Annotated in this window: 19 protein-coding genes and 1 pseudogene; 13 read left to right on the top strand and 7 right to left on the bottom strand. The window is 71.8% G+C overall.

The window, feature by feature from the left end:
* The first annotated feature begins 25 nt into the window (after positions 1-25).
* Entirely contained in the window at positions 26-631 is a 606-nt protein-coding gene (locus ACFZDI_RS03715) for a hypothetical protein (RefSeq protein ID WP_391247501.1), read from the top strand.
* A 43-nt stretch (positions 632-674) separates the two neighbouring features.
* On the opposite strand, the gene ACFZDI_RS03720 is transcribed toward ACFZDI_RS03715, so the two are convergent.
* Positions 675-1,781, bottom strand: a complete 1,107-nt coding sequence (locus tag ACFZDI_RS03720) for an adenylate/guanylate cyclase domain-containing protein (protein WP_234845452.1) — start codon at positions 1,779-1,781, stop codon at positions 675-677.
* 348 nt (positions 1,782-2,129) lie between these two features.
* Positions 2,130-2,996, bottom strand: a complete 867-nt coding sequence (locus ACFZDI_RS03725; protein WP_391247503.1) for a biotin--[acetyl-CoA-carboxylase] ligase — start codon at positions 2,994-2,996, stop codon at positions 2,130-2,132.
* A gap of 110 nt (positions 2,997-3,106) precedes the next feature.
* On the opposite strand from ACFZDI_RS03725, the gene ACFZDI_RS03730 reads away from it, so the two are divergent.
* The 4 genes from ACFZDI_RS03730 to ACFZDI_RS03745 all read left to right on the top strand — a co-directional run bounded on the left by ACFZDI_RS03730 (position 3,107) and on the right by ACFZDI_RS03745 (position 5,866).
* A complete protein-coding gene (locus tag ACFZDI_RS03730) occupies positions 3,107-4,711 on the top strand; it encodes an acyl-CoA carboxylase subunit beta (RefSeq protein WP_234845450.1) in 1,605 nt (534 codons plus the stop codon).
* Between the two features lie 25 nt (positions 4,712-4,736).
* Entirely contained in the window at positions 4,737-4,946 is a 210-nt protein-coding gene (locus ACFZDI_RS03735) for an acyl-CoA carboxylase epsilon subunit (RefSeq protein ID WP_234845449.1), read from the top strand.
* Positions 4,947-5,084: 138 nt separating this feature from the next.
* A complete protein-coding gene (gene mmpB / locus ACFZDI_RS03740; RefSeq protein ID WP_086025112.1) occupies positions 5,085-5,213 on the top strand; it encodes a morphogenic membrane protein MmpB in 129 nt (42 codons plus the stop codon).
* A 32-nt stretch (positions 5,214-5,245) separates the two neighbouring features.
* Positions 5,246-5,866, top strand: coding sequence for a Maf family nucleotide pyrophosphatase (locus ACFZDI_RS03745; protein ID WP_391247506.1), 621 nt, complete (start codon positions 5,246-5,248; stop codon positions 5,864-5,866).
* Here the strand turns inward: ACFZDI_RS03745 and ACFZDI_RS03750 are convergent.
* Positions 5,835-6,305 (bottom strand): hypothetical protein, encoded by a 471-nt coding sequence (locus tag ACFZDI_RS03750; protein ID WP_391247508.1) that lies wholly within the window; start codon positions 6,303-6,305, stop codon positions 5,835-5,837. The genes ACFZDI_RS03745 and ACFZDI_RS03750 overlap by 32 nt on opposite strands.
* Before the next feature lie 338 nt (positions 6,306-6,643).
* Between ACFZDI_RS03750 and ACFZDI_RS03755 the strand changes: the two genes are divergently transcribed.
* Positions 6,644-8,419, top strand: a complete 1,776-nt coding sequence (locus tag ACFZDI_RS03755) for a biotin carboxylase N-terminal domain-containing protein (RefSeq protein ID WP_234845446.1) — start codon at positions 6,644-6,646, stop codon at positions 8,417-8,419.
* Between the two features lie 506 nt (positions 8,420-8,925).
* Here ACFZDI_RS03755 and ACFZDI_RS03760 read toward each other — a convergent pair.
* The gene (locus ACFZDI_RS03760) at positions 8,926-9,912 is read right to left on the bottom strand and encodes a DeoR/GlpR family DNA-binding transcription regulator (RefSeq protein WP_344367751.1); all 987 of its coding nucleotides are present in this window, start codon (positions 9,910-9,912) and stop codon (positions 8,926-8,928) included.
* A 165-nt stretch (positions 9,913-10,077) separates the two neighbouring features.
* Positions 10,078-11,532, bottom strand: a pseudogene (locus ACFZDI_RS03765) (NAD(P)H-quinone dehydrogenase); the annotation flags it as partial.
* 89 nt (positions 11,533-11,621) lie between these two features.
* Here ACFZDI_RS03765 and ACFZDI_RS03770 point away from each other — a divergent pair.
* From ACFZDI_RS03770 to ACFZDI_RS03780, 3 genes are all read left to right on the top strand, one after another.
* Positions 11,622-12,059, top strand: coding sequence for a gamma-glutamylcyclotransferase (locus ACFZDI_RS03770; protein WP_104777700.1), 438 nt, complete (start codon positions 11,622-11,624; stop codon positions 12,057-12,059).
* A 106-nt stretch (positions 12,060-12,165) separates the two neighbouring features.
* Positions 12,166-12,990: a purine-nucleoside phosphorylase gene (locus ACFZDI_RS03775; RefSeq protein WP_391247510.1), complete on the top strand. Its 825-nt coding sequence runs from the start codon at positions 12,166-12,168 to the stop codon at positions 12,988-12,990.
* Positions 12,991-13,387: 397 nt separating this feature from the next.
* Positions 13,388-15,025: a phospho-sugar mutase gene (locus ACFZDI_RS03780; protein WP_391247511.1), complete on the top strand. Its 1,638-nt coding sequence runs from the start codon at positions 13,388-13,390 to the stop codon at positions 15,023-15,025.
* A gap of 39 nt (positions 15,026-15,064) precedes the next feature.
* Here the strand turns inward: ACFZDI_RS03780 and ACFZDI_RS03785 are convergent, their stop codons facing one another.
* Both ACFZDI_RS03785 and ACFZDI_RS03790 read right to left on the bottom strand, forming a co-directional pair.
* The gene (locus ACFZDI_RS03785) at positions 15,065-15,424 is read right to left on the bottom strand and encodes a DUF6204 family protein (protein ID WP_361109059.1); all 360 of its coding nucleotides are present in this window, start codon (positions 15,422-15,424) and stop codon (positions 15,065-15,067) included.
* A 257-nt stretch (positions 15,425-15,681) separates the two neighbouring features.
* Positions 15,682-16,386 carry a PH domain-containing protein gene (locus ACFZDI_RS03790; RefSeq protein ID WP_234850791.1) on the bottom strand — a complete coding sequence of 235 codons (705 nt, stop codon included), beginning with the start codon at positions 16,384-16,386 and terminating at the stop codon, positions 15,682-15,684.
* 123 nt (positions 16,387-16,509) lie between these two features.
* On the opposite strand from ACFZDI_RS03790, the gene deoC reads away from it, so the two are divergent.
* The 4 genes from deoC to ACFZDI_RS03810 all read left to right on the top strand — a co-directional run bounded on the left by deoC (position 16,510) and on the right by ACFZDI_RS03810 (position 20,915).
* On the top strand, positions 16,510-17,472 hold the full coding sequence (gene deoC, locus ACFZDI_RS03795; protein ID WP_234850795.1) for a deoxyribose-phosphate aldolase: 963 nt from the start codon (positions 16,510-16,512) through the stop codon (positions 17,470-17,472).
* 5 nt (positions 17,473-17,477) lie between these two features.
* The gene (locus tag ACFZDI_RS03800) at positions 17,478-18,914 is read left to right on the top strand and encodes an aldehyde dehydrogenase family protein (RefSeq protein WP_391247515.1); all 1,437 of its coding nucleotides are present in this window, start codon (positions 17,478-17,480) and stop codon (positions 18,912-18,914) included.
* Positions 18,907-19,818 carry an aldehyde dehydrogenase family protein gene (locus ACFZDI_RS03805; protein ID WP_391247517.1) on the top strand — a complete coding sequence of 304 codons (912 nt, stop codon included), beginning with the start codon at positions 18,907-18,909 and terminating at the stop codon, positions 19,816-19,818. Before ACFZDI_RS03800 ends, ACFZDI_RS03805 begins: the two co-directional genes overlap by 8 nt.
* A 392-nt stretch (positions 19,819-20,210) precedes the next feature.
* Positions 20,211-20,915, top strand: a complete 705-nt coding sequence (locus tag ACFZDI_RS03810; RefSeq protein WP_391247519.1) for a uridine kinase — start codon at positions 20,211-20,213, stop codon at positions 20,913-20,915.
* The last annotated feature ends 131 nt before the right edge of the window (positions 20,916-21,046 follow it).

Raw genomic sequence — 21,046 nt, forward strand, 5'->3', positions numbered from 1 at the left:
CGCGCCTCGGGCCTCGGCGCCGGGCGTGACCGGGCCGTTCGCGCCGCGCGGCCGGGGCCGGCACCGTAAGCCCCGCCCCCGCAAGGTCCTGCTCGCCACCGGCGGCCTCGCCCTCGCCGCCGGCGCTCTGAGTCTCCTGCGCCTGACCTCCGGCCCGGGCGCCGGGGCCGGCCCGCTCGAAGCGGGGCCCCGCCCGGACCCGGCCTCCACCGCCACCGACGGCGCCACCCGGACCGCCGCCACCTTCGCGGCCGTCCCCGTCGCGAGTCCCTCGTCCCGCACGCCCCTGGGAGGCCCGACCCCGTCACCGGTCACTGAGGGCGCCCGGCCGTCGCCGTCCACGACGGCCGACGCCCCGGCGACGGCCACCACCGCCGCCCCTGGCGCCCCCGCGGCCACGACCATCCCCGACGCGCCGAACGCCCAGACCCCGGCCCCGTCGCCCACGGCCTCGCACATCGGCGACGCCCCACGCCCGGCCACCACTCCCCCCGCACCGCCACGCCGGACCACACCGGCCCCGGCGCCCGCACCACCCGAGAAGGAGAAGCCACCGCACGACCCGCACGACCCGGGTCTGTGCGTGCCCATCGTCGGGCTGTGCGTGGACACGCCGGTCGGCCGCCCCTGACACGCGGCGGCACAGCGCTATGGCAAGGGGACCCGGCGGGCGGCTACGGCGTCCCGTCGCGCCGCGTGAGCAGCCACGGCTCCACCACGCCCAGTCCACGCACCGGCCGCTGCCACATCGGTTGCAGCCCGAACCGGTACGCCGGGGGCTCCTCGCCCTCCTTCTCCGCCGCCGCGGCCTCCTCGGCCGCCTCCGCCTCCGAGGCCGGGGCGTCCTGCGTGCGGATCAGCTCCTCGGCGAAGGCGGTGTCGACCAGCACGGCGTCCTTCGGCGCTATCGACGTCAGCCGGGAGGCCAGGTTCACGGTCGTACCGAACACATCACCCATACGGGTGGTCACCGTGCCGAACGCCATGCCGACGCGCAGCTCCGGCATCGTCTCGTCGTGCGCCATCGTCTCGATCAGCCGCAGGGCGATCTCGGCGGCCGTGCCCGCGTCGTCCGCGGCGTAGAGCACCTCGTCGCCGAGGGTCTTGATCAGCCGACCGCCGTTGGCCGCCACCAGGTCGGCGGCCGTGGTCTCGAAGGCCTCGACCAGCTCGCCGAGCTCCTCCTCCTCCATGCGCCGGGTCAGCCGCGTGAACCCGACCAGGTCGGCGAAGCCCACGGCCAGCCGCCGGTCGACCATCTCCTCGTCGTCGGCCGCCTGCACGACCCGTCCGGCCGAGGCGGCGAGCTGCCGGCGCCAGACGTAGACGAGGAACTCCTGAAGCTCGGGCAGGAGCAGCTCGACGATCGGGTACGTCACCTCGGTGCGGGTCATGCCCGGCTCGGGCGGCTCGGTCAGCCCCTCCAGGAAGGAGTCGATCTGCCACTCGGCGAGCCGCGCGGTGGTCTGCCCCGTGGACCGGGCCACCTGGACGGCCATGGCCTCGCTCAGCAGCCCCGCCTCCACCAGACCGGCCAGGCGTCGCAGCGCGAGGACGTCGGCCTCCGTGAGGGCCTTGGCCTGGCCTATGTCGGCGAAGCCCATGGCACGCCAGAAGCGGGAGGCCAGTTCCATGGAGACACCGGCGCTGCGGGCCGCCTGAAACGGGGTGTAGCGGCGCTCGGCGCCCAGGATGAGCCCTTCGAGGCGCAGGGCGAGCGGATCCTCGCCGGAGTCGGCGCCCTGCGCGTCCTCGCCGGAACCCGAGTCGTCGACGGTCACGCGTGTTGCCCTTCCGATCTGTCACGGTCATGTATCGACCGGCCTCAACTCTACGGCAGGTGTGCGCCAGCTCACTCCGTTAGGTTCAGCCGACGGGGGTGAGGCTCCCGGGGTGGCACAGGAACCCGGCGTCGGAGCCCCTGGACCCCCGATCGGCCTGAACGGCCTCGTCCTCAACCGCCGGACGGGCTGGTGAGTCCGAAGCCGCCGATTCACGCCCAAGCTGCGGGCATGCGTGCCGCCAGGGGCGATGGGGCTCCCTGCTCCAGCGAAGCCGAAAGCTCGGGGGAGGGTGGGCGCAGCGGCGGCACCCCGCTCCGCCGGGTCACGGTGCCACCCGGCCTCGGCTCACGCCGGCCGCAGATGCACGATGTCCCCGGCCCCGACCGGCTCCTGCACGCCCGCCTCCGTCGCCAGCACCAACCGCCCGTCCCCGTCCACCGCGACGGCCTCCCCCACGATCGCCCGGTCCCCCGGCAACTCCGCCCGCACCTCCCGGCCGAGCGTCGCGCACCCCGCCGCATATGCCTCGTGCAACCCACACGCCCCGGCGTCGCCCCCGGCCGCACGCCACCTGCCGTACCAGTCCTCCAGGGAGCGCAGCATCCCCCGCAGCAGTGGATCCCGGTCCGTGCTCACCGCCCCGGCCAGTGCCAGCGATCCGGCCGTCGGTACGGGCAGCTCGTCCTCCCGCAGGGAGACATTGACGCCGACCCCGATGACGACCCCTCCGTCACCGGCCCGCTCGGCCAGGATCCCGCCGGCCTTGCGCTCGTTGCGGCCCACCGTGACCAGCAGGTCGTTCGGCCACTTCAGGGACGTGTCGACGCCCGCCGCCCGGGACAGGCCCGTCGCCACCGCGACCCCCGTGAGCAGCGGCAGCCAGCCCCACCGCGCCACCGGCACCTCGCCGGGCGTGAGCAGGACGGAGAAGAAGAGGCCGGAGCGGGACGGTGCCGTCCACTGGCGGTCGAGGCGGCCGCGGCCCGCCGTCTGCTCCTCGGCGACCAGCACCGCGCCCTCGGTCACCTCGCCCTCGGCCGCCCGGGCCACCAGATCGGAGTTCGTGGAGCCGGTGCGCTGCACCACGTCCACCTCCGACCACAGCCCTCCCGGCCGCACCAGACCCCGGCGCAGGGCAGTGATGTTGAGGGGCGGACGGTCCAGGTCCGACCATCGGCTTCCGTTGGGCTCTGATGCATCTCGCGGCGTCATGCAAGCCACCCTAGGTGTGGTAAACGCCGCACTGCCGATGTGGAGGCACCCCACTAGTCTACGGATGAGTAACCGTCCCCCCTTTTGAGCAGGCAGGGAGCCGCATCCCGATGTCCGAGCCGGAAGAGCAGCAGCAGCCCGACATTCACACGACCGCGGGCAAGCTCGCGGATCTGAAGCGACGCATCGAGGAAGCGACACACGCCGGCTCCGCTCGTGCCGTCGAAAAGCAGCACGCCAAGGGCAAACTGACGGCCCGTGAGCGGATCGATCTCCTCCTCGACGAGGGCTCCTTCGTCGAACTCGACGAGTTCGCCCGGCACCGCTCCACGAACTTCGGCCTCGACAAGAACCGCCCGTACGGCGACGGCGTCGTCACCGGGTACGGCACCGTCGACGGCCGCCCGGTCGCCGTGTTCTCCCAGGACTTCACCGTCTTCGGCGGAGCGCTGGGCGAGGTCTACGGCCAGAAGATCGTCAAGGTCATGGACTTCGCGCTGAAGACCGGCTGCCCGGTCATCGGCATCAACGACTCCGGCGGCGCCAGGATCCAGGAGGGCGTCGCCTCGCTCGGCGCCTACGGCGAGATCTTCCGCCGCAACACCCACGCCTCGGGCGTCATCCCGCAGATCAGCCTGGTCGTCGGGCCGTGCGCGGGCGGCGCGGTCTACTCCCCGGCCATCACCGACTTCACGGTCATGGTCGACCAGACCTCGCACATGTTCATCACCGGCCCCGACGTCATCAAGACCGTCACCGGCGAGGACGTCGGCTTCGAGGAGCTGGGCGGCGCCCGGACCCACAACGCGACCTCCGGCGTCGCCCACCACATGGCGGGCGACGAGAAGGACGCCATCGAGTACATCAAGCAGCTGCTGTCCTACCTGCCGTCCAACAACCTCTCCGAGGCGCCGGTCTTCCCCGAGGAGGCCGATCTGGAGGTCGGCGACGAGGACCGCGAGCTGGACGTGATCGTCCCGGACAGCGCGAACCAGCCGTACGACATGCACACGGTGATCGAGCACGTCCTGGACGACGCCGAGTTCTTCGAGACGCAGCCGCTGTACGCGCCGAACATCGTCACCGGCTTCGGCAGGGTCGAGGGCCACCCGGTCGGCATCATCGCCAACCAGCCGACGCAGCTCGCCGGGTGCCTGGACATCAAGGCCAGCGAGAAGGCCGCCCGCTTCGTGCGCACCTGCGACGCCTTCAACGTCCCGGTGATCACGTTCGTCGACGTGCCGGGCTTCCTGCCCGGCGTCGACCAGGAGCACGACGGCATCATCCGCCGCGGCGCCAAGCTGATCTACGCCTACGCCGAGGCGACCGTCCCGCTGATCACGATCATCACCCGCAAGGCCTTCGGCGGCGCCTACGACGTCATGGGCTCCAAGCACCTCGGTGCCGACCTCAACCTCGCCTGGCCCACCGCCCAGATCGCGGTGATGGGCGCCCAGGGCGCGGTCAACATCCTGCACCGCCGCACGCTCGCCGAGGCCGAGGCGAACGGCGAGGACCTGGAGGCGGTCCGGGCCCGGCTGATCCAGGAGTACGAGGACGCCCTCCTCAACCCCTACGTCGCGGCCGAGCGCGGCTACATCGACGCCGTGATCATGCCGTCCGAGACCCGTCGGCATGTCGTGCGGGGTCTGCGTCAACTGCGTACGAAGCGGGAATCCCTGCCTCCGAAGAAGCACGGCAACATCCCCCTCTAGCCCGCAGCGAGCCCAGGAGGCCCACATGACGATCAAGGTCGTACGGGGCAACCCGACCCCGGAGGAGCTGGCCGCCGCCCTGGCGGTGGTCAGGGCCCGCGCCGCGGCGGCGGCAGCCGTCCCGCCCGGCGCGCCGGCCCCCCGCGATTCCTGGTCCGACCCGTCCCGCATCGCCGCCCACCGCCTGCCCCAGCCGGGGCCGTCGGCCTGGGGCCGCACCTACTGGCCGGCCTAGAGCTCCCGTCCCGAAGGCGCGGGGAACCGCGCAGGGTGGAACGAGTCGCGGGGAACCGCGCACGGTGGAACGACGCGGGGCGCCGATTTGAGTACCGCTACTCAGGCGCCCCGCCCTGCCAGGCCGCACGCTGGTGGCATGCTGTGGTCCGACCCCGAGAACGAACCGCCCGAAGAACTGCGTGACATGCAGGACATGCTGCGGCGGCTGAGCGTTCTCCTGGCCTTGGCCATGGTGCTGGTGATGATCGTGATCGGCGTGAGGTGAGACGCGCCGGGCGACGCCGATACGCTGAACGCATGACAGATCAGCCGCGCCGCCGACTCGTCCTCGCCTCCCAGTCCCCCGCCCGGCTCGGACTGCTCCGTCAGGCCGGGCTCACCCCCGAGGTGGTCGTGAGCGGCGTCGACGAGGACGCCGTCACCGCTCCCACCCCCGCCGAACTGGCGCTGGCCCTGGCCGAGGCGAAGGCCTCCGTCGTGGCGGCCCGGCCGGACGTCAAGGGCGCGCTCGTGATCGGCTGCGACTCGGTACTCGACCTGGACGGCCAGGCCCTCGGCAAGCCCGCGGACGCCGAGGAGGCCACCTCCCGCTGGAAGTCGATGCGCGGCCGCGCCGGCACCCTCCAGACCGGCCACTGCGTCTACGACACGCTCACCAGCCGGTACGTCTCCGCCGTCGCGTCCACGGTCGTGCACTTCGGCGACCCCTCCGACGAGGAGATCGCCGCCTACGTGGCCTCCGGCGAACCCCTCTACGTCGCCGGGGCGTTCACCCTGGACGGCCGTTCCGCCCCGTTCATCGACGGCATCGACGGCGACCACGGCAACGTCATCGGCCTCAGTCTCCCTCTCCTGCGGCGGCTGCTGGCCGACCTGGGCGTCGGCATCACGGAGCTGTGGGCGCCGGCGGAGCGCTGACCGGCGGCCCGTCGCCGCTCTTCCCGGGCACGGCGTCGGCGGGTTCCCCCGGACGGTCGTACGTCATCAGCAGCAGCACGATCAGGGCGAGCACCAGCACCATGAACAGGAACGCCGGCCAGCCGACGAGCCCCCAGGTGAACGCGCCCAGCACGCCGTGCACGACCGCCGCGCTGATCAGCAGCACGCGTCCGAAGCCCGCCGGCGGCCGGTCCCGCAGCGCCACCAGCAGGGCGACCAGGCCGCACAGGGCGAAGTAGAGGCCGAAGGCGATCCCGCCGATCTTCGACGAGACCGACATCATGTGCGGGTCCAGGCCGGCCAGTGACATGTCCTGCCGGTCGACGACGACCCCCAGGAACCAGTTGAGCGCCGCGACGCCGAACGCCTCGGCGAACAGCAACACCGCCACGACCCACGCCACCGGCCTGCGTATCACCGGGCCCACCCTCTTCCCTCACGAAGACACCGTGAACGCTACTAACCGGTAAACCGGGGGACAAGGGTCCGGCAGCGGGCAAAGAATCATTGGGCCATTCGTAGGGACTCGACAAAGAAACCGAGTGGCCCGCAGCACGTGATGACAGAGACCTTGACCACAGGGGACGGCTAGGGTTTCCCGAAGGAGTACTGCGTACCGCGGTGCGACAAGGGATTTCGCGGGTCGAGCTAGCCACGCATCACGCTCCGTGTGGGCAAGCTCACCACTGTGGACGGGTCGAAGTGTCGTGTCGGCTGTCCCTAAACTCGGCTTGTTTCAAGGAGGGAGCCTCAATCGTGCGCAAGGTGCTCATCGCCAACCGTGGCGAAATCGCTGTCCGCGTGGCCCGGGCCTGCCGGGATGCCGGTATCGCGAGCGTGGCCGTATACGCCGACCCGGACCGGGACGCTCTGCATGTCCGCGCCGCGGATGAGGCGTTCGCCCTGGGCGGTGACACGCCGGGCACCAGCTACCTCGACATCGAGAAGGTGCTGGGCGCCGCCCGTGAGTCGGGCGCGGACGCGATCCACCCCGGCTACGGCTTCCTCTCCGAGAACGCGGAGTTCGCGCAGGCGGTCCTGGACGCGGGCCTGATCTGGATCGGCCCGCCGCCGCAGGCGATCCGCGACCTCGGCGACAAGGTCGCCGCCCGGCACATCGCGCAGCGCGCGGGTGCCCCGCTGGTGGCCGGCACGCCCGACCCGGTGTCCGGTGCCGACGAGGTCGTCGCGTTCGCCGAGCAGCACGGCCTGCCGATCGCGATCAAGGCCGCCTTCGGTGGTGGCGGTCGCGGTCTGAAGGTCGCCCGCACCCTCGAAGAGGTGCCGGAGCTGTACGACTCGGCGGTCCGTGAGGCCGTCGCCGCCTTCGGCCGGGGCGAGTGCTTCGTCGAGCGTTACCTGGACAAGCCGCGACACGTGGAGACCCAGTGCCTGGCCGACCAGCACGGCAACGTGGTCGTCGTCTCCACCCGTGACTGCTCGTTGCAGCGCCGCCACCAGAAGCTGGTGGAGGAGGCCCCGGCGCCGTTCCTGTCCGACGCGCAGCGGGAGGAGCTGTACTCCGCCTCCAAGGCGATCCTCAAGGAGGCCGGCTACGTCGGCGCCGGCACGGTCGAGTTCCTCGTGGGCCTCGACGGCACGATCTCCTTCCTCGAGGTCAACACCCGCCTCCAGGTGGAGCACCCGGTCACCGAGGAGGTCGCCGGCATCGACCTGGTGCGTGAGATGTTCCGCATCGCCGACGGCGAGGAGCTGGGCTACGGCGACCCGGAGCTGCGCGGGCACTCCTTCGAGTTCCGTATCAACGGCGAGGACCCGGGCCGCAACTTCCTCCCGGCTCCCGGCACGGTCACGTCGTTCGCGCCGCCGTCCGGCCCGGGTGTCCGTCTGGACGCGGGCGTGGAGTCCGGCTCGGTCATCGGCCCGGCCTGGGACTCCCTGCTGGCCAAGCTGATCGTCACCGGCCGCACCCGCAAGGAGGCGCTGCAGCGTGCCGCCCGTGCGCTGGAGGAGTTCCAGGTCGAGGGCATGGCGACGGCGATCCCGTTCCACCGTGCGGTGGTGAAGGACCCGGCGTTCGCGCCGGAGCTCACGGACTCGTCCGACCCGTTCACGGTGCACACCCGGTGGATCGAGACGGAGTTCGTCAACGAGATCAAGCCGTTCGCCGCGCCGGCGGACGGTGCGGACGCGGATGAGGAGCCGGGCCGCGAGACGGTCGTCGTCGAGGTCGGCGGCAAGCGCCTCGAGGTCTCCCTGCCGTCGTCGCTGGGCATGTCCCTGGCCCGTACGGGTCTCGCGGCGGGCGCCAAGCCGAAGCGCCGCGCGGCGAAGAAGTCGGGCCCGGTGGCGTCCGGTGACACCCTCGCCTCTCCGATGCAGGGCACCATCGTCAAGGTCGCCGTCGAGGAGGGCCAGGAGGTCAAGGAGGGCGACCTGGTCGTCGTCCTGGAGGCCATGAAGATGGAACAGCCCCTGAACGCGCACCGCTCGGGCACGATCAAGGGCCTGAGCGCGGAGATCGGCGCGTCGGTGACGTCGGGCGCGGCCATCTGCGAGATCAAGGACTGACGCCCCCACTCCTGGCGCGGCGCCCACCCCACGACGGGGTGGACGCCGCGCCTCGGTGTGTCCCGCCCACCCCGCGGGGGTTGGGTCGGGGTGCAGCAGTGGGTGTCCGGCCTACCCCTCGGGGCGTGAGGCGAAGTGCAGCAGCAGGTGTCCGGCCTACCCCTCGGGGGTGGGTCGGGGCCGCGCCGGGGGTGTCCGTCCTCGGAACGGCGCGATCGACTTGCGTGCCGACTGACTGTCCGTCGACGCGCCAACCGCTGCGGGCGGACACCCCCCGACACGTCCCCTTGCGTCCGAGCGCGGGTGCGGGAGCATCGTGGCTCGCCCCTGGCTGCGGGCCTGCGCGCCGCCAAGGACGGCACGGGTGGGCGTGGGGGTCCCCCCTGCTCGAGCGAAGCCGAGAGCTTGGGGGAGGCACCCCGCTACGCCGGGTTGGGGGTCCACCCCGCCCCCGCGACAACGCCGGGTGCCGGAAAGGAAACCCGCGCCTCAGCCCACCGTCGGCGTCAGCGCCTCCGCAGATCCGCCACCCTCGCCCGCTCCGCCCCCGCCCCCTGCTCCCCCAGCATCGAGGCAGAAGCAGACCGCAACTGCCCCCCGGCCCCCGGCACCTGCCGTCGAGGCCCGGGCACCGGCACATCCCGGCGCTGCTGACGCGCCGGGACGGAATCACCCCCCGGGCCCCCCGCACCCGACCCGGCGGAACCCCCCTGCCCCCCGGCCACGGCGATCTGCACGCCCTGGTCGGCCAGCGCCTGGAGTTCCGTGGCCGCGCGGTCGTCATGGGCGGGCGGCTCGTCCGTGACCAGGCGCGTGATGAGATCCGTCGGCACGGTCTGGAACATGGTGTCGGTGCCGAGCTTCGTGTGGTCGGCGAGCACCACCACCTCCGCCGCGGCCTGCACCAACGCCCGGTCGACGGACGCCGACAGCATGTTGGACGTGGACAGCCCGCGTTCGGCGGTCAGCCCCGCCCCGGACAGGAACGCGCGCGACACCCGCAGCCCGTGCAGGGACTGCTCCGCACCGCTCCCGACCAGCGCGTAGTTCGAACCGCGGAGCGTACCGCCGGTCATCACGACCTCGACCCGGTTGGCATGGGCCAACGCCTGGGCGACGAGGAGGGAGTTGGTGACGACGGTGAGGCCGGGCACCCGGGCGAGCCGGCGGGCCAGCTCCTGGGTCGTCGTACCCGCCCCGACCACGATCGCCTCGCCCTCTTCCACGAAGTTCGCGGCGAGGTCGGCGATGGCGGTCTTCTCGGCGGTCGCGAGATGAGACTTCTGCGGAAAGCCGGACTCCCGCGTGAAACCGCCCGGCAGTACCGCACCGCCGTGCCGGCGGTCGAGGAGTCCTTCTGCCTCCAGCGCGCGCACGTCCCGCCGTACGGTCACTTCGGAGGTCTGGACGACGCGGGCGAGCTCACGGAGCGACACGGCCCCGTTCGCTCGCACCATTTCGAGGATCAATTGGCGACGTTCTGCAGCGAACACGAAACTGACAGTAACGCCAGCGACCGTCTGCTTTCAGCAGTTTGCGCTGAATAGCAGAAGATGTTCGCACCAGGTAGCGGGAAGTGGTATAGGGCCTAGTCCCGCCGCCTATGCCGTACGAATGGTCGAACACTCCCCGTGACCAGGGAGGAGTCGAATCCGGCCTCAGCCCTCGGCCGTCCCCTTGCGGGTGTGCAACTGCCGTGCCACCTCGGCGATCGAGCCCGACAGGGAGGGATAGACGGTGAAGGCCTTCGCGATCTGTTCGACGGTCAGATTGTTGTCGACCGCGATCGAGATGGGGTGGATCAGTTCCGAGGCGCGCGGCGACACGACGACACCGCCGACCACGATCCCGGTGCCCGGACGGCAGAAGATCTTGACGAAGCCGTCGCGGATGCCCTGCATCTTCGCGCGCGGGTTGCGCAGCAGCGGCAGCTTCACGACCCGCGCGTCGATCTTCCCGGCGTCGACGTCGGCCTGGGTGTAGCCGACGGTCGCGATCTCCGGGTCGGTGAAGACGTTCGAGGAGACGGTCTTCAGGTTCAGCGGGGCCACCGCGTCGCCCAGGAAGTGGTACATGGCGATACGGCCCTGCATGGCAGCGACGGACGCAAGGGCGAACACACCGGTCACGTCACCGGCCGCGTACACGCCGGGAGCGGTCGTACGGGACACCTTGTCGGTCCAGATGTGACCGGACTCGCGCAGCCTGACACCGGCCTCCTCCAGCCCCATCCCGGCACTGTTGGGCACGGCGCCGACGGCCATGAGGCAGTGCGAGCCGGTGATGACGCGCCCGTCGGAGAGCGTCACCTCGACCCGGTCCCCCACCCGCTTGGCGGACTGCGCGCGGGAGCGCCCCATGACGTTCATGCCGCGCCGCCGGAAGACGTCCTCCAGCACGGCGGCCGCGTCCGGGTCCTCACCGGGCAGCACCCGGTCGCGCGAGGACACGAGCGTCACCCGGGACCCGAGCGCCTGGTAGGCACCGGCGAACTCGGCGCCGGTCACACCGGATCCGACCACGATCAGTTCCTCGGGGAGCTCGTCGAGGTCGTACACCTGGGTCCAGTTCAGGATCCGCTCGCCGTCCGGCTGCGCGTCGGGCAGCTCACGGGGATGTCCGCCGGTCGCGATGAGCACGGCGTCCGCCGTCAGGGTCTCCTCGCTGCCGTCGGCGGCGCGCACCACCACCTTGCGCGACCCGTCGAGCGCCTGCATGCCCTCCAGCCGCCCGCGTCCGCGCATGACACGCGCCCCGGCACGCGTCACGGAGGCCGCGATGTCGTGCGACTGGGCGAGCGCGAGCCGCTTCACACGCCGGTTGACCTTGCCCAGGTCGACGCCCACCACCCGGGCGGACTGCTCCAGGGGAGGGGTGTCGTCGGCGACGATGATGCCCAGCTCCTCGTACGAGGAGTCGAAGGTGGTCATCACCTCGGCCGTGGCGATCAAGGTCTTCGACGGCACGCAGTCGGTGAGCACCGACGCCCCGCCCAGACCGTCGGAGTCGACGACGGTCACCTCCGCGCCGAGTTGAGCGGCCACCAGCGCCGCTTCGTATCCGCCGGGTCCGCCACCGATGATCACGATCCGAGTCACGTACTCCATTGTCCCGCACGCAACAAGGTGACACCGCCCCGGGGCCCACCCGTGCGCCTGTCGTTACACGAGTGACGCCGGACCACCTGCCGTACCCTTCCCCCATGTCGCTCTACGCCGCGTACGCCGGCAACCTCGACGCGCGGCTGATGTCCCGCCGCGCCCCGCACTCGCCGCTGCGCGCCACCGGCTGGCTGAACGGATGGCGACTGACCTTCGGCGGCGAGCACATGGGCTGGGAGGGCGCCCTGCCGACGATCGTGGAGGACCCGCTCTCCCAGGTCTTCGTCTCCCTCTACGACATCGCCCCCATGGACGAGGAGTCGCTCGACCGCTGGGAGGGCGTGGGCCTCGACATCTACCGCCGTACGCGCGTACGGGTCCACACCCTGGACGGTGAGGACTCCGCCTGGGCCTTCGCCCTGAACGCCTACGAGGGCGGCCTGCCCTCCGCCCGCTACCTGGGCGAGATCGCCGACGCGGCCGAGTCGGCCGGCGCCCCCCACGACTACGTGATGGAGCTCCGCAAGCGCCCCTGCTGACGGCAGCCCGCCGGAGGCCTCTCGTCGGAAACGACAAGACAACGATCGCCACCCCGTGAGCTCTGCCATCTACGCGCGTAGGCTTTCACCGGCTACCCTCGTCGGCGTGAACGCATCTCTTCTTCCGGACGACATCCAGCGCGACCCGCACGCGGCCGCCGACGCCGCCGCGGCCCGCCTGCGCGAACTGACGGGCGCCGAGACCCACGACGTCGCCCTCGTGATGGGCTCCGGCTGGGCTCCGGCCGTGGACGCCCTGGGCGCCCCCGAGGCCGAGTTCCAGGTCACCGAGCTGCCCGGTTTCCCGCCGCCGGCGGTGGAGGGCCACGGAGGCAAGATCCGCTCGTACCGGATCGGCAACAAGCGCGCCCTGGTCTTCCTGGGCCGTACGCACTTCTACGAGGGCCGCGGGGTGGCCGCGGTCGCCCACGGCGTCCGCACCGCGGTCTCGGCCGGCTGCAAGACGGTCGTCCTCACCAACGGCTGCGGCGGCCTGCGCGAGGGCATGCGCCCCGGCCAGCCGGTCCTCATCAGCGACCACATCAACCTCACCGCCACCTCCCCCATCATCGGCGCGAACTTCGTCGATCTCACCGACCTGTACTCCCCGCGCCTGCGGGCCCTGTGCAAGGAGGTCGACCCCACGCTGGAGGAGGGTGTCTACGCCCAGTTCCCCGGCCCGCACTACGAGACTCCGGCCGAGATCCGCATGGCCCGGGTCATCGGCGCGGACCTGGTGGGCATGTCGACGGTCCTGGAGGCGATCGCCGCCCGCGAGGCCGGCGCGGAGGTCCTGGGCATCTCCCTCGTCACCAACCTCGCCGCAGGCATGACGGGCGAGCCCCTGAACCACGAGGAAGTCCTCCAGGCGGGCCGCGACAGCGCCACCCGCATGGGCTCCCTGCTGGCTCAGGTCCTGGGCCGCCTCTGAGGGACTTCTGCAGGTCGTACGGCGGCTGCGGGCCCGTAGTGGCTGGTCGCGCAGTTCCCCGCGCCCCTAGAGGGCTGCAGTCGCCGCGCGAGAAACAACCGCGGCCGCCCATGGCGAGAATGGGACATGGCGGCGACGAGGCGCACCCGCGTACGGCGAGAAGGGGACGTGTCGGGGGGTGTCCGCCCGCAGCGGTTGGCGCGTCAACGGGGGGTTGGTCGGTACGCAACCCCCTCGCGCCGTTCCGAGGACGGACACCCCCCGACGCGGCCCCGACCCACACCCGGCGAACAGGCGAAGACGCGCACCCCCACCACGCCGCAGCCAGACCACACTGCAGCCAGACCACACTGCACCGCACCGCACGTCACCACACCGGAGAGGCTGACCCCACACCGTGCACGAAACACTCATCGCACAGGCCCAGGCGTGGCTCACCGAGGACCCCGACCCGGACACCCGCACGGAACTCGCCCGCCTCATCGAGGCCAAGGACGAGACCGAACTCGCCGCCCGCTTCAGCGGCACCCTCCAGTTCGGCACCGCCGGCCTCCGCGGCGAACTCGGCGCCGGCCCCATGCGCATGAACCGCTCGGTCGTCATCCGCGCCGCCGCCGGCCTCGCCGCGTACCTCAAGAAGCAGGGCCACGACAACGGCCTCGTGGTCATCGGTTACGACGCCCGTCACAAGTCCCACGACTTCGCCCAGGACACCGCCGCCGTCATGATCGGCGCGGGCCTGCGCGCGGCCGTCCTCCCCCGCCCCCTCCCGACCCCCGTGCTCGCCTTCGCGATAAGGCACCTCGGCGCGGTCGCCGGCGTAGAGGTCACGGCCAGCCACAACCCGCCCCGCGACAACGGCTACAAGGTGTACCTCGGCGACGGCTCGCAGATCGTCCCCCCGGCGGACATCGACATCGCGGCGGAGATCGCCGCCGTCCCGTCCCTCACCACGGTCCCGCGCCCCACCGAGGGCTGGGACATCCTCGACGACAGCGTCCTCGACGCCTACCTCGCCCGCACGGACGCCGTCCTGGCCGAGGGTTCCCCCCGCACCGCCCGCACCGTGTACACGGCGATGCACGGCGTCGGCAAGGACGTCCTGCTGGCCGCCTTCGCCCGCGCCGGCTTCCCGGAGCCGGTCCTCGTCGCGGAGCAGGCCGAACCCGACCCGGAGTTCCCGACCGTCGCGTTCCCCAACCCGGAGGAGCCCGGCGCGATGGACCTGGCTTTCGCGACCGCACGCGCCGGCGAGACCGCCCCGGACCTGATCATCGCCAACGACCCGGACGCGGACCGCTGCGCCGTCGCCGTACAGGACGGCGCCGACTGGCGCATGCTGCGCGGTGACGAGGTCGGCGCGCTGCTCGCCGCGCACCTGGTCCGCCGCGGAGCGACCGGCACCTTCGCGGAGTCGATCGTCTCCTCGTCCCTCCTCGGCCGGATCGCCGAGAAGGCGGGCCTCCCCCATGTCGAGACCCTCACGGGCTTCAAGTGGATCGCCCGCGCCGAGGGCCTGCGCTTCGGCTACGAGGAGGCCCTCGGCTACTGCGTGGACCCCGACGGCGTGCGCGACAAGGACGGCATCACGGCCGCGCTGCTGATCACGGAGCTGGCCTCCGGGCTGAAGGAGGAGGGCCGGACTCTCCTGGACCTGCTGGACGACCTGGCGGTGGAGCACGGCCTGCACGCGACGGACCAGCTCTCGGTGCGCGTCGAGGACCTGTCCCTCATCGCCGCGGCGATGCGGCGCCTGCGCGAACAGCCTCCGACGGAACTGGCCGGCCTGCCGATCACCCGTACGGAGGACCTCACGCAGGGCACGGCCGAACTGCCGCCCACGGACGGTCTGCGGTACACCCTCGACGGCGCTCGCGTGATCGTCCGCCCGAGCGGTACGGAGCCGAAGCTGAAGTGCTACCTGGAGGTCGTGGTCCCGGTCGGGTCGCACGACGGCCTCCCGGCGGCCCGGGCGAAGGCGACGGCCCTACTGGAGTCGATCAAGCACGACCTGTCGGCGGCGGCGGGCATCTGAAGCCGGCGAACCCGCACCACCACGGCCACCGCCGATGACCTAGACCCCCTTCCGGGCGGCCTCCCGCCGCTGCCGCTTGCCGAGGGGCGCACGGGAGAGGTCCTCGGCGGTGGAGCGGAGGTTCTTGTAGCCGTACCCGCGTTGCTCCAGCCAGGCCCGGGCCGACGCCTCGGCCCGCTCGGCGGCCTCCAGGATGTCCTCCTCGGCCTCCCCGGAGTCCAGGAAGCGGAAGGTGAAGGCGGGCCGCACGGCCACGTCGTAGGTGAGGCTCCCCTCGGGAGTGAAGGCCGCGCGCAGCACGTCGTGCTCCGCGGCCCGCTCCAGCAGCTCGGCCCGCTGCCCGGCGCTCAGTCCGTCGAAGACGCCTCGCACGGTGACACGGAAGGTACGGGTACTCATGCCCCGAACCTAAGCTGGGGCATGCCCGGGCTCCACCGGTTTTCACGGCACCGAACCGGTTTCCAGGCACGGGCCGCACTGCACGGGCACGGGCCTGGCAGCAAGCGCGGGTGGACGAGAAGCGCACGGGCAGGCCGACGAGCTCACAGCCGGAGCTACCGGTACACCGTGCGGAGCCCGGAACGCCTCGGCCCTCGGCCACCGGGATCAAGCGCACACCCGGACCTGCCCGTACACCGGGCGGAGCCCGGAGCGACTCAGCCCACCGCCACCAGGATCAGCAGCAGCACGGCCCCGGCCACCGCCGGCGCCAGCACCTCGTAGGCCCATCGCACGGTGACCTCGCCCTGTGCCGACTCCGCCCGGTGCCGCGCCTCGTGCAGCCCGCGCAGCTCGTCCATGATCCGGTCGGTCTCCGCCCGCACGGGCCCCTCGGAGACGGAGTCCCCGCCGAGGCCGCCGCCCAGGCCGGCCCGCATCCCGAGCGCACTGCCGCGGCCCTCGTCCCGGCCCATCTCCCGCCGGGCCTGCGCCGTCGCCCGCATCTCGCGCCGCGCGGCCTTCTTGCGGGCCCGCAGCGACACGGGCACGGCCCACAGCTGGTACTTCGCACCGGACTCGGTGAGGACCTCGTTGGAGTAGGAGGAGCGCAGCGAGGCGACCTGCCCCCAGGGCACGACGACGAGCCGGAAGGGGTTGCGGATCCGCAGCCGGTCGTCGCCCGCGTACACGGCGGGCCGCAGGGTGAAGGCGAGGACCAGCGGTACGGCGAGGAGCAGCACGGCCAGCGCGAGCCACGGCGTGCGTCCCTCACCGGAGAGCACCGCGTCGATGCCGAGCCACCCGGCGATGGCGAGCAGCAGCACGCCGCCGGCGATGGCCGGGACCGACCGGTACACCCGGTCCTTGGACTCGGGCTCCGAGGGCTGCGGTGCCGGTGACTGGGGTTCGGGGCTGGTCATGTCTCGATTCTGCCGGACCCTTCCTCCGGCCCCTCATCCGCCCGAGGGGTAGCGGCGGATCCGCTTCGGAAGGACCGGGGGCTGTACAGCCGCTACGCGCGTAGATATGCTCGTCTGGTGACCATGCCCAGTTCTGCACTCACCGCAGCTCACCCCCTCAAGGACGTCGCCGCGTCCGACAGCTCGCTGCGCCGCTTCCTCCACGGGCTCCCCGGCGTCGACGCGGTCGGACTCGAGGCCCGTGCTGCCTCCCTCGGCACCCGTTCGATCAAGACGACCGCGAAGGCGTACGCCATCGACCTCGCCATCTCGATGGTCGACCTGACGACGCTGGAAGGCGCGGACACCCCGGGCAAGGTCCGGGCGCTCGGCGCGAAGGCGGTCAAGCCCGACCCGACCGACCGTACGACGCCCGCCACGGCCGCGGTCTGCGTCTACCCCGACATGGTGGCCGTGGCCAAGGAGGCCGTCGCCGGCTCCGGCGTCAAGGTCGCCTCGGTGGCCACGGCGTTCCCGGCCGGACGCGCCGCGCTCGACGTCAAGCTGGCCGACGTGCGTGACGCCGTCGCCGCCGGTGCGGACGAGATCGACATGGTCATCGACCGCGGGGCGTTCCTCGCGGGTCGATACTTGAAGGTGTACGACGAGATCACCGCCGTGAAGGAGGCCTGCGGCACCTCGGCGCGCCTGAAGGTCATCTTCGAGACCGGCGAGCTCTCGACGTACGACAACATCCGCCGCGCGAGCTGGCTCGGCATGCTGGCCGGCGCGGACTTCATCAAGACCTCCACCGGAAAGGTCGCGGTCAACGCGACCCCGGCGAACACGCTGCTCATGCTGGAGGCGGTGCGCGACTTCCGGGCGCAGACCGGCATCCAGATCGGCGTGAAGCCGGCCGGCGGCATCCGCACCTCCAAGGACGCCGTCAAGTTCCTCGTGCTGGTCAACGAGACCGCAGGCGAGGACTGGCTGGACAACCACTGGTTCCGCTTCGGCGCCTCCTCGCTGCTGAACGACCTGCTGATGCAGCGGCAGAAGCTGGCCACCGGCCGCTACTCCGGTCCCGACTACGTGACGGTGGACTGATCACCATGGCTTCCGTATTCGAATACGCCCCGGCTCCCGAGTCGCGCGCGATCGCCGACATCGCCCCCTCGTACGGCCTGTTCATCGACGGCGAGTTCGTCGAGGCGGCGGACGGCAAGGTCTTCAAGACCCTCTCCCCGTCGACCGAGGAGGTCCTCTCCGAGATCGCCCAGGCCGGTTCGGAGGACGTCGACCGCGCGGTGAAGGCCGCGCGCCGGGCGTTCGAGAAGTGGTCGGCGCTGCCGGGCGCGGAGCGCGCGAAGTACCTGTTCCGCATCGCGCGGATCATCCAGGAGCGTTCGCGCGAGCTCGCCGTCCTCGAAACCCTCGACAACGGCAAGCCGATCAAGGAGACCCGCGACGCGGACCTCCCCCTGGTCGCCGCGCACTTCTTCTACTACGCGGGCTGGGCCGACAAGCTCGACCACGCCGGCTTCGGTGCGAACCCGAGGCCGCTGGGTGTGGCGGGTCAGGTCATCCCCTGGAACTTCCCCCTCCTGATGCTGGCGTGGAAGATCGCCCCCGCGCTCGCGACGGGCAACACGGTCGTGCTGAAGCCGGCCGAGACGACCCCCCTGTCCGCGCTGTTCTTCGCGGACATCTGCCGTCAGGCGGGCCTGCCCAAGGGCGTCGTCAACATCCTCCCGGGCTACGGCGACGCGGGCGCGGCGCTGGTCGCCCACCCGGACGTGAACAAGGTGGCCTTCACCGGCTCCACGGCCGTCGGCAAGGAGATCGCCCGCACGGTCGCCGGGACCAGGAAGAAGGTCACGCTCGAACTGGGCGGCAAGGGCGCGAACATCGTCTTCGACGACGCCCCCGTCGACCAGGCGGTCGAGGGCATCGTCAACGGAATCTTCTTCAACCAGGGCCAGGTCTGCTGCGCGGGCTCCCGTCTGCTGGTGCAGGAGTCGATCCAGGAGGAGCTCCTGGAGTCCCTGAAGCGCCGCCTGTCCACGCTGCGCCTCGGTGACCCGCTGGACAAGAACACGGACATCGGCGCGATCAACTCCGAGGAGCAGCTCACCCGCATCACCTCGCTCGTCGAGCTGGGCGAGGCGGAGGGCGCCGAGCGCTGGTCGCCGGCCTGTGAGCTGCCGGAGAGCGGCTACTGGTTCGCCCCGACGCTGTTCACGAACGTCACCCAGGCGCACCGGATCGCGCGGGACGAGATCTTCGGGCCGGTGCTGTCGGTGCTGACGTTCCGCACGCCGGACGAGGCGGTCGCCAAGGCCAACAACACGCCGTACGGCCTGTCCGCCGGCATCTGGACGGAGAAGGGCTCGCGCATCCTGGCGGTCGCGAACAAGCTCCGCGCGGGTGTCGTCTGGTCCAACACGTTCAACAAGTTCGACCCGACGTCGCCGTTCGGCGGTTACAAGGAGTCGGGCTTCGGCCGCGAGGGCGGCCGCCACGGCCTGGAGGCGTACCTCGATGTCTGAGAAGAACGACAAGACCGAGCGCGCCGAGCGGCTCTCCGTCTTCAAGACCTACAAGCTGTACGTCGGCGGGAAGTTCCCGCGTTCCGAGAGCGGCCGGGTGTACGAGGTGACGGACTCGAAGGGCAAGTGGCTGGCGAACGCACCGCTGTCCTCCCGCAAGGACGCCCGGGACGCGGTCGTCGCGGCGCGCAAGGCGTTCGGCGGCTGGTCGGGGACGACGGCGTACAACCGGGGCCAGGTCCTGTACCGCGTCGCCGAGATGCTGGAGGGCCGCCGCGACCAGTTCACCCGTGAGGTGGCCGACGCGGAGGGTCTGTCGAAGTCCAAGGCGGCCGCGGTCGTGGACGCCACGATCGACCGCTGGGTCTGGTACGCGGGCTGGACCGACAAAATCGCCCAGGTGGTCGGCGGCGGCAACCCGGTCGCGGGCCCGTTCTTCAACCTGTCGTCCCCCGAACCGACCGGCGTGGTCGCCGTCCTGGCGCCGCAGGAGTCGTCGTTCCTGGGCCTGGTGTCCGTACTCGCCCCGGTGATCGCGACGGGCAACACGGCGATCGTGGTGGCGAGCGAGAACTCCCCGCTCCCCGCCCTGTCCCTGGCCGAGGTCCTGGCCACCTCGGACGTCCCGGGCGGCGTGGTCAACGTCCTGTCGGGCCGCACGGCGGAGATCGCGACCCCGCTGGCGTCCCACCAGGACGTCAACGCGATCGACCTCGCGGGTGCCGACGAGGTGCTGGCGAAGGAGCTGGAGATCGCCGCGGCCGACAATCTCAAGCGCGTACTGCGTCCACAGCCTGTGGATTACGCGGAGACGCCCGGGATCGACCGTCTGACGGCGTTCCTGGAGACCAAGACGGTCTGGCACCCCACGGGGTCCCTGGGCGCGTCGGGTTCCGCGTACTAGCCGTACCGGCCACCCGCACAGCCGAAGCCCCGGCCCGCCTCCGTCCAGGAGGGCCGGGGCTTCTCCGTACCCGCGCCCACTGCTGCTGCGCCAGCAGCCCGGCCGCCTGTCCCACCACCGGGATGCACGCGATCGAACGGGCCTGCGCGACGGGCCCGTCAGCGCCTGGGACGTCATCGGCTCGAAGTCGCCGAGCTGGGGGGACCTTGCCCCGAGGGAGGTGGGCGGGTGTTCATCACGCCCAGGACCGAGGTCGTGTCCGCCGCGGCCGACGCCGTACCCGCCCCCAGCGCCACGCCCGCGGTCGGGAGGACGGCCGGAGTCGTGTCTGGCCATGTGTGTCACCTTCCGATGCACTGGGTGACCGGAACGGGACCGACGGTAGTTGAGGTGTGACGCGCGCATCAAAGCCGGCCCGCGGGGTCGTAGGGCCCCCGGTTGATGCCTCACACTGGTGTCCCGTGAGTTCTCCTCTGCCCATACCGACGCGAGTCGTGCTGCTCTGCGGCCCTTCCGGCTCCGGCAAGTCCCTCCTCGCGGCCCGCTCCGGCCTTCCGGTGCTGCGGCTCGACGACTTCTACAAGGAGGGTGACGACCCGACGCTGCCCCTGGTGGCGGAGAGCTCCGACATCGACTGGGACCACCCGGACTCGTGGGACGCTGACGCGGCGGTCGCCGCCATCGTCGAGCTGTGCGGCACGGGCCGTACCGACGTCCCCGTCTACGACCTCTCGCTCAGCGCCCGTACGGGTGCCGACACGGTCGACATCGGACGGACCCCGCTGTTCATCGCGGAGGGCATCTTCGCCGCGGAGATCGTCACGCGCTGCCGCGAACTCGGCGTGCTCGCCGACGCGCTGTGCCTGAGCCGGGGCCCGGTGCGGACGTTCCGCCGCCGCTTCCTGCGGGACCTCAGGGAGGGCCGCAAGTCGGTGCCGTCCCTGCTGCGCCGCGGCTGGCGCCTGATGCGGCAGGAGCGCACGATCGTCGCCCGCCAGACGGCGCTGGGCGCGTACGCCTGCGACCGCGACGAGGCGATGGGCCGGCTGGCGGCAGCGGCGGCCGGCCGATGCGCGAGCCTGCGCACGGCGGCCTGACCGGTCAGGGCGGCACCTCGAGGCACAAAGAAAGCGGGACTGGACGGACCCCCCGGCCCTCCAGTCCCGCTTCCGTACTCCCCCGTTGTCCTCCCCCGAGTCCCACTCTCCCGCCATGACGCCCCCCAGCG

The sequence above is a fragment of the Streptomyces sp. NPDC007907 genome (genome assembly GCF_042959365.1).
Classification (GTDB): domain Bacteria; phylum Actinomycetota; class Actinomycetes; order Streptomycetales; family Streptomycetaceae; genus Streptomyces; species Streptomyces indiaensis.